Genomic DNA, 13,030 nt, shown 5'->3' on the forward strand with positions numbered 1-13,030 from the left:
ATGCGAGCCCCAAGCCCTACGGAGCATCGGGGGATGCACATGAACAGCGTTCCGCAGCACCTGCACACCGAGGACCGCCAGGAGTACGAGCGGATCCTCGATGAGGCGCTGCGCTCCGCACCACAACGCCCTGATCTGGCCGCTGTCGGACAGCGGCTGAACGCCGAACAGCTGCGCACCATGGCGCTCAACGCCACCGCGATCATCACGGCGGCCGCGGCGACCGAGTACCAGCACTACGTGAAGGTCCGCGAGGAACAGCGCCGCCCGGCGCCGTCCACCCTGTCGCCCGTGCACGAACCCGGCCCCGCCGAGTCGGGTACGAGCGCGATGGGGCTCGCCGCCACCATGGGGGAGGTCACCGAGACCGCCGGCGCGGGTGCCGTCGCCGTCGCCGCGGTCCTCACCCCCGTCCTCGCCGGCATAGCCGCGGCGATCTTCCTGCTCGTGGGCTACCTCCTGAAGATGCTGAACCCGGACGCGACCCTGGCCAAGGCCATGATCACCTTCGGCTGGGTCTTCGGTGCCCTGACCGCGGCCGCGATCCTGGTCGCCGCCGTCGGACTGCTGCTCACCGCCCTGCGCAACCGGCCCTCGCCGGACAAGGAGTACGGCGAGCCGCACGGGGAGGTGGCGCAGGCCAGGGACGCCTGGCGCGAGGCCCTGCTGGAGCGGGGCATCCTGCCGTTCCTCCGCGAGGCCCTGGCCGACCCCGGCACCGCCGCGCTGCACCACACGGCACCGCCGGCTCCCAGCCGTATGCCGAACCTCGGCTACGGCCGTCCCGGCTTCACCAGCCCCGACGAAGGAGCCGGCGGCGCCCGGCCGAGCTTCACCAGCCCGGACTACACCAGCCCGGACTTCGGGGGGCCGGAACACCAGCCGGACTGACCGACCCCCCGGCTTGCGCCCCTCACTTCGGGGGAGCGCAAGCCGGATGTCCGTGCGAGGCCGGTCGGCCGGGGCGGGGTCAGCGAGACCCCCAGGTCGCCCCCGCTCCTCGCACGCTCCGACCGGACAACGGTCAGTCCGCGATCGGCAGATAGACCCGGTTGCCCGCTGCCGCGAACTCCTTCGACTTCTGGGCCATGCCCTGCTCGATCTCCTCCTGGCTGTCGCCGTGGCGGCGGCGGATGTCCTGGGAGATCTTCATCGAGCAGAACTTCGGTCCGCACATGGAGCAGAAGTGGGCCGTCTTGGCCGGCTCGGCCGGGAGCGTCTCGTCGTGGAACTCCCGGGCCGTGTCCGGGTCGAGGGCCAGGTTGAACTGGTCCTCCCAGCGGAACTCGAAGCGGGCGTCCGACAGGGCGTCGTCCCACTCCTGTGCGCCAGGGTGTCCCTTGGCGAGGTCCGCCGCATGGGCCGCGATCTTGTAGGTGATGACGCCGGTCTTGACGTCGTCACGGTTGGGCAGGCCCAAGTGCTCCTTGGGCGTGACGTAGCAGAGCATCGCCGTGCCCCACCAGGCGATCATCGCGGCGCCGATGCCGGAGGTGATGTGGTCGTACGCCGGAGCGACGTCCGTGGTCAGCGGGCCGAGCGTATAGAACGGAGCTTCATCGCAGATCTCCTGCTGAAGGTCGATGTTCTCCTTGATCTTGTGCATCGGGACATGTCCCGGGCCCTCGATCATGGTCTGTACGTTGAAACGCTTGGCGATCGTGTTGAGTTCCCCGAGCGTCCTCAACTCCGCGAACTGCGCCTCGTCGTTGGCGTCCGCGATCGAGCCGGGCCTGAGGCCGTCGCCGAGCGAGTACGTCACGTCGTACGCGGCGAGGATCTCGCACAGTTCCTCGAAGTTCTCGTAGAGGAACGACTCCTTGTGGTGCGCCAGGCACCAGGCCGCCATGATCGAGCCGCCGCGCGAGACGATGCCCGTCTTGCGGTTCGCCGTCAGCGGGACGTACGGCAGCCGCACGCCCGCGTGGACCGTCATGTAGTCCACGCCCTGCTCGGCCTGCTCGATGACCGTGTCCTTGTAGATCTCCCAGGTCAGCTCCTCGGCCCGGCCGTCGACCTTCTCCAGGGCCTGGTAGAGCGGCACCGTGCCGATGGGGACGGGGGAGTTGCGCAGCACCCACTCGCGGGTGGTGTGGATGTTGCGCCCTGTGGACAGGTCCATGACCGTGTCGGCGCCCCAGCGGGTCGCCCAGGTCATCTTCTCCACCTCCTCCTCGATGGAGGAGGTGACCGCGGAGTTGCCGATGTTGGCGTTGACCTTCACCAGGAACCGCTTCCCGATGATCATCGGCTCGATCTCCGGGTGGTTGACGTTGGCCGGCAGCACCGCGCGGCCCGCCGCGATCTCCTCGCGCACCACCTCGGGGTCGACGTTCTCGCGGACGGCCACGAACTCCATCTCGGGCGTGATCTCGCCCCGGCGCGCATACGCGAGTTGTGTGACCGCACTGCCGTCCCGACTGCGGCGCGGCAGCCGGGGGCGGCCGGGGAACACCGCGTCGAGGTTGCGCAGGTTCCCGCCGCGCGGCGAGGTGTGCTTGATGCCGTCGTCCTCGGGACGGACGGGGCGGCCCGCGTACTCCTCGGTGTCGCCGCGGGTGACGATCCAGTTCTCCCTGAGCGGGGTGAGACCCCGGCGGACGTCCGTCTCGGTGAGGGGATCGGTGTACGGGCCCGACGTGTCGTACAGCGTGACCGACTGCCCGTTGGTGAGGTGCACCTGACGGACCGGCACCCGCAGATCGGGGCGCGATCCCTCCAGATACCCCTTGTGCCAGCCCAAGTTGGAGGCAGGCGTGCGCGCGTCCTTGATGGTCATGAGACCTACTCCCTACGCCGGCATTACCCGGTAACAGGTTCGGCGGTCGACGCAGCGGTTTCCGTCTGCCGACGTTTCGTGGGGAACATCACTCGGCTTCGGTGATGTTCCACGTGAAACATCGCTGGGACGGAGGTCAGCGCCCTCTCAGCCCGGTGCTCCGAGCTCCCGCGTGTACAAAGGTGGCTCAACGCTAGCGTCAATTCGGGCGCGGTGAACAGAGGGCCCCTGCCGTTCTTGCGATGATCGGGCGGTGACCACCCCACATCAGCCCCCGTACCCCCCGTCCGAGCCCCCGCGCCGGCCGGGCGCCGGAAACGGCAGCCCTGGAGGGGGCAACGGCCGAGGCGCCGGACCCGACACCGGTGGCTGGGACGCGTTCGGACACGGGCAGGGTCCCGGCCCGGGGCGGGACCAGGGGCAAGGCCCGGACCAGGGTCCGGGCCGCCCGCAGGGGCCGAGGCAGGTTCAGCGGCCGGGACCGGGCCCGAGGCCGGAGCAGGGGGCAAGGCCGCCGGGACCGGCGCAGGGGTACCCGCAGGAGTACGGGACCGTCGGCAGTGGTCCCGGACATGGTTACGGCGGTCAGGGGCAGGGCCCCGGCAGTGTCCCTGGTCGCAACCCCAGCGACGGGCGGGGGCAGGGACACGGACACGGTCCCGATGACGGTCATGGACACCACCCCGGTAGCGAGCACGGCCACCACCACGGATCCGGCGACGGCCCGGGCCACGGAGGAGCCCCAGGCCACCGAGGCGACGGCGCTCGCGGAGACGACGGCGGCCACAAAGACGATGGCGGTCACGGAGACGGCGGTGGTCACGGAGACGGCGGCCACGGCCATTCGCACGGCCACAGTCACAGTCACGGCCCGGCGGCCCCCGTCTCCCAGCACCTGCGCAAGGTCATCGCGGCGATCCTCATCCCGTTCGGCGCGGCGGTCCTGGTCGGGCTCGCCGTGCTCTGGCCCGGCGGGGCCCCGGCGCACGAGCGCACCGGCGTCGGCTTCGACCGCCAGACCCAGCAGGCCACGGTCTCCAAGGTCGTGAGCGTCAGCTGCAAGTCGGTGAACGCCTCGGGCGGGAACGCGATCGGGGACACCTCCAGCGGCTCCTCCACGCAGCAGCAGGCGAACTCCACCTGCAAGAAGGCGACGGTCCGGGTCGACACCGGCAAGGACAAGGGCCGTACCTTCACGGAGATCGTCCAGCCGGACCAGTCGCGGCAACTGCACGAGGGCGAGAAGGTCGTGGTCGCCTACGAGCCCTCCGCGCCCAGGGACCTGCAGTACTCGGTCACCGACGTCAACCGCAGGTTCCCGATGGCCCTGCTCGCCGGCATCTTCGCGCTCGCCGTCGTGGTCGTCGGACGGATGCGCGGTGTCATGGCGCTGATCGCACTGGCCGTCAGCTTCCTGCTGCTGAACTTCTTCGTCCTGCCCGCGATCCTCCAGGGCTCGAACCCGCTGCTCGTGGCGGTGGTCGGGTCGAGCGCCATCATGCTGATCGCCCTCTACATGTGCCACGGCCTCTCGGCCCGCACCTCCGTGGCGGTGCTCGGCACCCTGATCTCCCTGGTGCTGATCGGCTTCCTGGGCTCGCTGTTCATCGGCTGGGCCGCGCTCACCGGCAACACCGACGACAACACCGGGCTGATCCACGGGCTGTACCCGTCGATCGACATGAGCGGTCTGCTGCTCGCCGGCGTCATCATCGGCTCGCTCGGTGTCCTCGACGACGTGACGGTCACACAGACGTCCGCGGTCTGGGAGCTGCACGAGGCCAACCCGACGATGGGCTGGCGCGGGCTGTACCGGGCCGGCATCCGGATCGGCCGCGACCACATCGCGTCCGTCGTCAACACGCTCGTGCTCGCCTACGCGGGCGCCGCGCTGCCTCTGCTGCTCCTGTTCTCGATCGCGCAGTCCAGCGTGGGCACGGTCGCCAACAGCGAGCTGGTCGCCGAGGAGATCGTCCGCACCCTGGTCGGCTCGATCGGCCTGGTCGCCTCCGTGCCCGTCACCACGGCCCTGGCGGCCCTGGTGGTCTCGGCGGACCGGCCGGGCACGAAGCCGGCTTCGGCGGGAACGGGTTCGGGGGCGCCGGTACCGGTCGGCGCCACGAGCGTGAGCGCCGGAACGGCCGACGGCCGCCCGGCGCAGGGCCGCGGCGGAAAGGGCCGCCGCCGCAGGCACTGAGGACTGCCTCACGCAGGGTGGCACGACCGCACGGCTCCCCGCGCGCACCGGCACAGGTGGCCGGAGCGCACCGGCAAGACCCGGGCGGGCATCCACAGGCTGTGGACACACCATCGCGGGCGCGGAACGCCACGACCTGGCTCCGGGTACGGCTAGGGACACCCTGGACCGAACCCACCCCGGCAACGGCTTCCCAATCCCCGGCGACTTCCTCGCCCCCGGCACCATGTAGCCGCCAGCCCGGCAGAAGCGTTCCTGCACCTCCCCGAACCGCGACGAAGCGTTACGCCCGCACCCTGCCGAAACGCTTCACCCCGCGCTCTGTTCCTCCGCCAGGATCCGGTCCAGCGCCTCGTCGAGGTGTGCGTCGAAGTCGGCCATCGCAGCCTCCTGCCCCAACGGCACCAGTTTGTCCGTGCGGTCCAGGAAGGCGATGATCGGCGCCGTCGACGACCTGAACAGCGCCTGGTCGCCGCCGACCTGAAGCCTGATCAGCACGTCCCCCAGCAGGTCGGAGCCGGCGGGCGCGACCCGTACGTCTCCCTCCCCGCACGGCCGCCCCACCCCGTCGATCAGCAGCTCACGGCCGAACGCCCAGGTCACCGGAGCGTCACCGGGCAGATGGAAGGTCAGCCGGACGGCATAGGGGTCGCACGCCTCGTACCGCAGCTCGACCGGAATACGGAAGGAGAGCTCCTCGGAGACGAGAAAGCTCATCATGACCTCTGCCTGTACGGACTCGCGCATGGCCTACCCCGTGATCTGCCGTCGACTGGCCGGGAATCATCCCTCTGACACTGGTGGCATCTTGCTGAAAGTATGCGACAGATCACAAGGAGTGAGTTTTCAGATACTGATAGAGATCGCCAGCGACCCCATCAGTCGCCCGATTTCCCCTTGCAGTTGCCGGGCCGCCGCCAGCAGCCGGTCCGCCTGATGGGCTGGAAGGGAGATCGCCATCGTGGCCGCAGTGTCACCCACCGTGATCGGGATCGCCGCGCAGACCGTACCGAGCGCGTACTCCTGACGCTCGATCACCGGCTCCATCCGGCCGGTCCGTTCGAGCCGTCGTAGCAAATGGTGGCTGTCGCGCACGGTGTAGGGGGTGATGGACTGGACGGGATAGCGGTCGAGGTGATCGCGCCGGGCCTCCTCGTCCAACTGGGCCAGCAGACACTGCCCGATGGCGTGCGCGTGCCCGGTCTCGCGGAAGTCCGCCCACTCCTCCACGGCCGGGTTGCCCGGGGTGTCGGAGACGCAGACGACGTCGATCTCGCCGTCCCGGTAGAGCGCGTAGTAGACGGGTACGCCGATCACGTCGCGCCAGTGCGCGAGCGCCTCGACGACCGTGCTGCGACGTTTCTCCTGTGCTCCGCTGCTGCTCAGCCGTTCGGCGGCCTCGCCGAGGAAGAACAGGCCCTTGTCGCGCCGCAGATAGCCCTCGTGGACCAGGGTGCGCAGCAGGTGGTAGGCCGTGGGCAGGGCCAGCCCGGTCTCGCGGGCGAGCTGCTTGGCGGGGGCGCCGTGCTCGTGCTCCGCGACGGATTCAAGGAGCCGCATTGCTCGCTGGACGGACCCGATCAGGGTCACGGAGTGGGGCTGCTCGGACTGGGCGGACGCCGCCGCCTGGACGGGTACGTGGATCTCCGCGGGTGCGGTGTCAGCCGTGGCCAAGGGTCACTCCCGGAGCGCGAGGGGGCAGCCCGTGCGGGGAACACGGGAGGGTGTGGACTCCGCTCGCGGGGGTCGCCCCCGCGTCGAATTCCGGACTCTAACGCTCCGCCACCGCACGCATACGGGCTGTCCAGGAAACTTCCCCCGCCCGAGGGAACAGGTCTTTCCTGTTACCGGTCGCCCCACCCGCTCCGGCGACTCACCAGTCGCTGCGCGAGGTGGAACTCGACATGAACTTCCGTACGACGTAGATCAGTCCGCCGACCAGGGCCACGAAGATCAGCGCCTTGAAGAGCAGGCCGATGACGAAGCCGACGACCGTCGCTATCAGCCCGCCGAACACGACCAGGGCGATGATCGGCACCGCGACCCACTTCACCCACCACGGCAGCCCGGAAAAGATCTCTCCCATCGCCCTTACCTCTCTGAAGTCCGGCACTCTGTCGCCGGATCACCGATGTCTGCCTTCGATGCTAGGGCCGGGAGGGGGTCCGGCGGGGGCCTCGCATCCCTTGTCCTCCCCTGACCGAACCCCTAGGGAACCCCGAGGTCCGAGGTCAGCTCTCCGGGGGAGAGAACACCACCATGACCCGCAGGTCCTCGCTGATGTGGTGGAACTTGTGGGCCACCCCGGCCGGCACGTAGACCACGCTGCCGCGGGCCACCTGGGTGGTCTCCATGCCCACGGTGATCGCCGCGCGGCCGCTCACCACGAAGTACACCTCGTCCTGGTGGTGCGGCTGCTGCGGGTCCTGGGTGCCCGCGTCGAGCGCGTACAGGCCGACCGACATGTTCCGCTCCCGCAGGAACTGCAGGTAGGCGCCGTCGTTGGCGGCGCGCTCCGCCTCCAGTTCGTCCAACCGGAATGCCTTCATCGACTTCTTCCGCCCTCGCCGTACTCGTGGCCGATCTCTTCTGCCACGATCAGACACATGAAGAATTTCGTAGTCAAGACGATCGCCAACGCGGGCGCCCTGGCGGTCGCGGTCTGGCTGCTCGACAAGATCACCCTGACCGGTGACAGCACGGGCAAGAAGGTCTGGACGCTGATCCTCGTCGCGCTGGTGTTCGGCCTGGTCAACTTCCTGGTCAAGCCGATCGTGAAGGTGCTCGCCTTCCCGGTGGTCATCCTCACGCTCGGCCTGTTCACGCTCGTCGTCAACGCCCTGATGCTGCTGCTCACCTCGTGGCTCGCCGACAAGCTGGACCTGAGCTTCCACGTGGAGGGCTTCTGGACCGCGGTCCTGGGTGGCCTGATCATCTCGATCGTGTCCTGGGCGCTGCACATGGTGCTGCCCGACGAGGACTGAGCACGCGGTGACCTATCGCGTGTGCTTCGTCTGCACCGGCAACATCTGCCGTTCGCCGATGGCCGAGTCCGTCTTCCGCGCCCGGGTCGCGGAGGCCGGTCTCGACGGCCTGGTCGAGGTCGACAGCGCCGGCACGGGCGGCTGGCACGAGGGCGACGGCGCGGACCCGCGCACGGTCTCGGTCCTGGAGGAGCACGGCTACGACGGCGCCCATACGGCCCGGCAGTTCCAGCCGTCGTGGTTCTCCCGCCTCGACCTGGTCGTCGCCCTCGACACCGGCCACCTGAAGGCTCTGCGCCGCCTCGCGCCCACTCCCGAGGACGCCGACAAGGTGCGCCTGCTGCGTTCCTACGACCCCGCGGCGGGCGGCGACCTCGACGTCCCGGACCCGTACTACGGGGGCCGTGACGGCTTCGAGGAGTGCCTTGAGATGGTGGAGGCGGCGAGCGAGGGGCTGCTCGCCGAGGTGAGCGAGCACGTGGAGGGGCAGGCGGCATGAGCGACAGGGCGTCCGGGACCGGGGAGGGCACGCGCGCGGTACGGGCCGGGCTGCCCGAACCGGTGAAGAACGAGCCGACCCTGCCCGGCCCGGCCTTCGCCGCGCACTTCCACCTGCCCGGCGAGGTCGAGGGCCCGAACACCTATGGCCGCGACACCAACCCGACCTGGACGCTCCTGGAGAGCGCCATCGGCGAGTTGGAGGCGCCCGGACAGGACGGCGTCGAGACGCTCGTCTTCGCCTCCGGCATGGCCGCCGTCTCCGCGGCGCTGTTCTCACAGCTGCGCGCCGGGGACACGGTCGTCCTGCCCGAGGACGGCTACCAGGTGCTCCCCCTCGTCCGTGCGCAGCTGAAGGCGTACGGCGTCCAGGTGCGCACCGCCGCGACCGGGGGCGACGCCCAGCTGGACGTCCTGGACGGCGCGCGGCTGCTGTGGATCGAGAGCCCCTCCAACCCCGGGCTCGACGTGTGCGACATCCGGCGGCTCGTCGAGGCGGCACACGCGCGTGGTGCCCTCGTCGCCGTCGACAACACGCTCGCCACACCGCTCGGACAGCGCCCGCTGGAGCTCGGCGCGGACTTCTCCGTCGCCAGCGGCACCAAGCAGCTCACGGGGCACGGAGACGTCCTCCTGGGGTACGTCAGCGGCCGCGCCGGCGAGGCCATGGACGCCGTACGCCGCTGGCGGAAGATCGTCGGGGCGATTCCGGGGCCGATGGAGGCCTGGCTCGCACACCGTTCGATCGCCACGCTCCAGCTGCGGGTGGACCGGCAGAACGCGACCGCGCTGGTCCTCGCCGAGGCCCTGCGGAAGCGGTCCGAGATCACCGGGCTGCGTTATCCGGGGCTGCCGGACGATCCCTCGCACGAGGTCGCCTCGCGGCAGATGCGGCGCTACGGCTGCGTGGTCTCCTTCACGCTGCCCACGCGCGCGCGTGCCGACCGTTTCCTGGACGCGCTGCGGCTCGTGGACGACGCGACGAGCTTCGGCGGGGTGCGCTCGACCGCCGAGCGGCGCCGACGCTGGGGAGGCGACGACGTACCGGAAGGCTTCATCCGCTTCTCGGTCGGTGCCGAGGACCCCGAGGACCTGGTGGCGGACGTGCTGCGGGCGCTGGACGAGTCGGCCGACTGAGGCGCTGCGGGCGGGGCACGGCTACGTACAACGGACGGTCCGAGCCTCCCCCCTCGTGGCTCGGACCGCCCTCGGTTCGCGCGCGTTGAACCGCGCGAACCAGGCTAGTTGACTCTGTGTCAGTGTCCAATCACAGTAGCGACAGAGACCTATCGACATATTTATAGTTGGGCCCTGCCTCGGGGCCGGGAGAAGGGCAGGGAGAGGGAGGGCGTCACGATGGATCTGGCCTTGCTGCGCACCTTCGTGACGGTGCACCGGGCCGGCTCCTTCACCCGCGCCGCCGCCCTCCTGGGCCTCTCGCAGCCGGCCGTGACCTCGCAGATCCGCACGCTGGAACGGCAGTTGGGCCGCCCCCTGTTCCTACGGCAGCCCCGTGGTGTCACTCCGACGTCCATCGGCGACGAACTCGCCCACAAGGCCGCGCCCCATCTCGACGCCCTGGTCGAGATCGCCGAGACCGGCCTCGACGACGAGTCCTCCCTGCGCACCCTGCACCTCGCGGGACCGCCCGAGTTCACCGCCGAGCGGGCGCTGCCGGCGCTCACCGAGCTGACCGGCGAGGACGGCCAGGGTTTCGCCCTGCGGGCCTCCTTCGGGAATGCCGAGGAGACCCTGGAGGGCCTCGCCGCCGGGCATCACGATCTGGCCATCAGTACGGCCCGTCCGCGGGGCGCGCTGCTCACCGCGGGCACGCTCTGCGACGAGGAGCACGTCCTGGTGGGCTCTCCGCAGTGGGCCGAGCAGATCGGCGGTGGGAGTGAGCCTCTCCCCGCGGACAAGGCGGCTGCGGCGCTCGAGAGCCTTCCCGTGATCGAGGTGCACGAGTCGCTGCCCTTCGTCTCGCGCTACTGGGCCTCCGTCTTCGACTCGTGCCCGGCCGCCCCGGGGACCGTCGTCGTCCCCGATCTGCGCGCGGTGCTCGCGTGTGCGGTCGCGGGCGCCGGGCTCGCGGTGCTGCCGCGCTATCTGTGCGCGGAGGCTCTGGAGCGCGGTGAGGTGGTCGCCCTGCACGAGCCCGCGGTGCCACCGCTGCGGACGTACTTCCTGGTGGTGCGCAGCGGAACGCTCGCCATGCCGCACATCGCACGGGCCCACGAGTGGCTGCTGCGGGCGGCCACCGACTGGTGCTGAGCCGCTGCTCACGCGGTAGTCCGTGGGCTGCCGATCCACTGCTCACGCGGTGAGTCCGACCGGTCACGACAGGCGATGTTTCACGTGGAACCATCCGGGCCACATTCCCCCCATGACCGTCCGACCCGTGGTCAAGCGCACCGCCCGTGCCGTCCTGCTCGACGGTGACGACCTGATCCTGATCAAGCGCACCAAGCCCGGCGTGGATCCCTACTGGCTGACTCCCGGCGGCGGGGTCGAGCCGACGGACACGACCGTCGTCGACGCCCTGCACCGCGAGGTGTACGAGGAGCTCGGCGCCAAGGTCACCGACGTGGTGCCCTGCTTCGTGGACACCGTCGAGCACATCGGTGCCGATGCCGCCACGACCGGCGTGAAGGTGCAGCACTTCTTCGTCTGCCGTCTGGAGTCGATGGACCCCTCACTGCGGCACGGTCCCGAAGTGGACGAGCCCATCGGGGAGTACGAGATCGTCAGAGTGCCGTTCACCCGTGTCGGGATCGCCTCCGTCCACCTCGTCCCGCTGTCCCTGCGGCACTATCTGGACGGCAACATCGAGGGCGTACGGGCGATGCACGCACCGGACCTCGGCTGAGTCAGTCTCCGGCGGCGACGAGCTCCTCCACGGAGTCGTGGCGTATGCGTGCCGCCGGGACGCCGAGGGACCGGAGCATGTCCACACCGCTGCGGATCATGCCGGGCGGGCCCGAGAGATAGGCGTCGTACGCGGTCCAGGGGCCGTACGCGCGGACGGCATCCGGAAGCTGGACATGGGCCTGCTGGTCGACGACCGCGCGGACGGACAGCCAGTGATGGGACTGCTGCATCCTGAGCAGGGTGTCGATGTCGTACAGGTCCTGGTCGGTCCGGGCGCCGTAGAACACCTCGACGCGACGCCGTTCACCGTGCTCGGCCACGTCCTCGACGATCGCCTTGATCGGGGCTATCCCGGTGCCGCCGCCCAGGCACAGCAGCCCGCTGTCGGAGGTGTGGTCCACAGTCATGGACCCGGCCGGCGGGCCGAGACGTATGACGTCGCCGGGCCGGGCGCGGTGCACCAGGGCGCCGGAGACCCAGCCCGCGGGGACGGCCTTCACGTGGAACGACAGCAGACCGTCGGAACGGGGCGCCGAGGCGAAGGAGTAGTGCCGCCACACGCGCGGCCACCAGGGCGTCTCCAGGCTCGCGTACTGGCCGGCGAGAAAGGGGTAGGGCTTGTCGGGCCGGACGGTGACGATCGCGACGTCCGGCGTTCTCAGGTCGTGCGAGACGACCTCCGCCTGCCACCAGGGCGGGGCCAGCAGTTCGTCCGCGGCGGCCGCGTCGATCATCACCTGCGAGATCGTCGTGTACGTCCGCACCCAGGCCGCTTCCGTCGCCGCGTCCCAGCTGGCGGAGGCGTACTTGCTCAGGGCGCCGATCAGACACTCGCCGACCGCCGGGTAGTGCCCGGCCCTGGTGCCGTACTTGCGGTGGCCCCGGCCGAGTTTCTGCAGGTAGTCGACGAGCACCGGCGTGTTGTCGATGTGCTCGGCCGCGGTCAGCAGGGCCCTGAGCAGCCGGTCCCGCTGGGCGTCCATGGCCGCGGGGAACAGCGGGCGCAGATCGGGGTGGCGGACGAAGAGAAGCGCGTAGAAGTAGGAGGTGACCTTGTCGGCCACGGAGGCGATCTCGGCCATGGTCCGGCGGATCAGGACGGCGTCCGGGGAGGGCGCGGGTTCGATCGGCGGGCGGCCTCCGAACCGCGGGGGGACGGCTTCCGCGGGAGGGCTCGTGAGCGGGGCGGCGCGCTGCACGGGGACGCGGTCGTCCATGGGCGGCGAGGTCGCGGGCCGGGGCTGCGCGGGGATGTCCTCGGGCTCTTGTGCCGACGCTGCCGGCGGCGGCGTGCGTATCCCGTCCGCCGGGGCCGGTATCTCCTCGGGAGGCTCCTCCACGGTTCTACCGGATCCCGTCGAGGTGCTCCCGCCGGGCCTGCCGACCGGTCGCAGCCCGGCCAGGCGGTTCCCCGCGGCGGTCTCCTGCTCGGGGCCGGGCGGGAGCGGAGGCTGTTGGCGCGGGGCGAACCAGCCGCCTCCGCCGCCGGAAGTGCCGTTGTCGGCCGACGCGGTGGTCGGAGCGTCCATGGTGTGCCTCGCCTCGAACATCTTTCGGTCGGTCTGCGCACTTCCCCGGGCGGAAGGTGCCTGCTTTCCCCCGCAGACGGCTTGCTTTCCCGTTCGGCGTCACAGCCAACGCGGCCACATTCGCAGCGTCCCACCGCTCACGGATGCCCCTGCCGCATAACCCCGAATGCAGGTC

The 13,030-nt window shown here is 70.5% G+C and carries 12 protein-coding genes, 1 pseudogene and 1 riboswitch; of the genes and pseudogenes, 7 read left to right on the top strand and 6 right to left on the bottom strand.

Annotated elements, in window-relative coordinates:
• Positions 1 to 33 precede the first annotated feature (33 nt).
• Positions 34 to 891 (top strand): hypothetical protein, encoded by an 858-nt coding sequence (locus tag ABZ896_RS08480; protein WP_360923957.1) that lies wholly within the window; start codon positions 34 to 36, stop codon positions 889 to 891.
• A 133-nt stretch (positions 892 to 1,024) separates the two neighbouring features.
• Here the strand turns inward: ABZ896_RS08480 and thiC are convergent, their stop codons facing one another.
• On the bottom strand, positions 1,025 to 2,779 hold the full coding sequence (thiC, locus tag ABZ896_RS08485) for a phosphomethylpyrimidine synthase ThiC (protein ID WP_360923960.1): 1,755 nt from the start codon (positions 2,777 to 2,779) through the stop codon (positions 1,025 to 1,027).
• A riboswitch (TPP riboswitch) is annotated at positions 2,772 to 2,961 on the bottom strand. Its footprint overlaps the gene before it by 8 nt.
• 614 nt (positions 2,962 to 3,575) lie before the next feature.
• Here thiC and ABZ896_RS08490 point away from each other — a divergent pair.
• A pseudogene (locus ABZ896_RS08490) lies at positions 3,576 to 4,976 on the top strand (YibE/F family protein); the annotation flags it as partial.
• A 309-nt stretch (positions 4,977 to 5,285) separates the two neighbouring features.
• Here ABZ896_RS08490 and ABZ896_RS08495 read toward each other — a convergent pair.
• From ABZ896_RS08495 to ABZ896_RS08510, 4 genes are all read right to left on the bottom strand, one after another.
• Positions 5,286 to 5,723 carry an SsgA family sporulation/cell division regulator gene (locus ABZ896_RS08495; RefSeq protein ID WP_360923963.1) on the bottom strand — a complete coding sequence of 146 codons (438 nt, stop codon included), beginning with the start codon at positions 5,721 to 5,723 and terminating at the stop codon, positions 5,286 to 5,288.
• 99 nt (positions 5,724 to 5,822) lie between these two features.
• Positions 5,823 to 6,620 (bottom strand): helix-turn-helix domain-containing protein, encoded by a 798-nt coding sequence (locus tag ABZ896_RS08500; protein WP_360924116.1) that lies wholly within the window; start codon positions 6,618 to 6,620, stop codon positions 5,823 to 5,825.
• A 229-nt stretch (positions 6,621 to 6,849) separates the two neighbouring features.
• Positions 6,850 to 7,062, bottom strand: a complete 213-nt coding sequence (locus ABZ896_RS08505; RefSeq protein ID WP_360923966.1) for a DUF5326 family protein — start codon at positions 7,060 to 7,062, stop codon at positions 6,850 to 6,852.
• A 145-nt stretch (positions 7,063 to 7,207) separates the two neighbouring features.
• Positions 7,208 to 7,525, bottom strand: a complete 318-nt coding sequence (locus ABZ896_RS08510; protein ID WP_360923969.1) for a cupin domain-containing protein — start codon at positions 7,523 to 7,525, stop codon at positions 7,208 to 7,210.
• Positions 7,526 to 7,582: 57 nt separating this feature from the next.
• Here ABZ896_RS08510 and ABZ896_RS08515 point away from each other — a divergent pair, with 57 nt between their 5' ends.
• The 5 genes from ABZ896_RS08515 (at position 7,583) to ABZ896_RS08535 (ending at position 11,324) form a co-directional block, all read left to right on the top strand.
• The gene (locus tag ABZ896_RS08515; RefSeq protein WP_360923972.1) at positions 7,583 to 7,960 is read left to right on the top strand and encodes a phage holin family protein; all 378 of its coding nucleotides are present in this window, start codon (positions 7,583 to 7,585) and stop codon (positions 7,958 to 7,960) included.
• Positions 7,961 to 7,967: 7 nt separating this feature from the next.
• The gene (locus tag ABZ896_RS08520; RefSeq protein ID WP_360923975.1) at positions 7,968 to 8,459 is read left to right on the top strand and encodes a low molecular weight protein-tyrosine-phosphatase; all 492 of its coding nucleotides are present in this window, start codon (positions 7,968 to 7,970) and stop codon (positions 8,457 to 8,459) included.
• Positions 8,456 to 9,595, top strand: coding sequence for a cystathionine gamma-lyase (locus ABZ896_RS08525; protein WP_360923978.1), 1,140 nt, complete (start codon positions 8,456 to 8,458; stop codon positions 9,593 to 9,595). The genes ABZ896_RS08520 and ABZ896_RS08525 overlap by 4 nt, the downstream gene beginning before the upstream one ends.
• 219 nt (positions 9,596 to 9,814) lie before the next feature.
• Positions 9,815 to 10,729: a LysR family transcriptional regulator gene (locus ABZ896_RS08530; RefSeq protein WP_360923980.1), complete on the top strand. Its 915-nt coding sequence runs from the start codon at positions 9,815 to 9,817 to the stop codon at positions 10,727 to 10,729.
• A gap of 112 nt (positions 10,730 to 10,841) precedes the next feature.
• Positions 10,842 to 11,324 (top strand): NUDIX hydrolase, encoded by a 483-nt coding sequence (locus ABZ896_RS08535; protein ID WP_360923983.1) that lies wholly within the window; start codon positions 10,842 to 10,844, stop codon positions 11,322 to 11,324.
• A 1-nt stretch (position 11,325) separates the two neighbouring features.
• Here the strand turns inward: ABZ896_RS08535 and ABZ896_RS08540 are convergent, their stop codons facing one another.
• Positions 11,326 to 12,855 carry a globin domain-containing protein gene (locus ABZ896_RS08540; RefSeq protein WP_360923986.1) on the bottom strand — a complete coding sequence of 510 codons (1,530 nt, stop codon included), beginning with the start codon at positions 12,853 to 12,855 and terminating at the stop codon, positions 11,326 to 11,328.
• Positions 12,856 to 13,030: the final 175 nt, after the last annotated feature.

Origin of the sequence: Streptomyces sp. NPDC047072, from assembly GCF_040643855.1 — a bacterium.
Classification (GTDB): Bacteria; Actinomycetota; Actinomycetes; order Streptomycetales; family Streptomycetaceae; genus Streptomyces.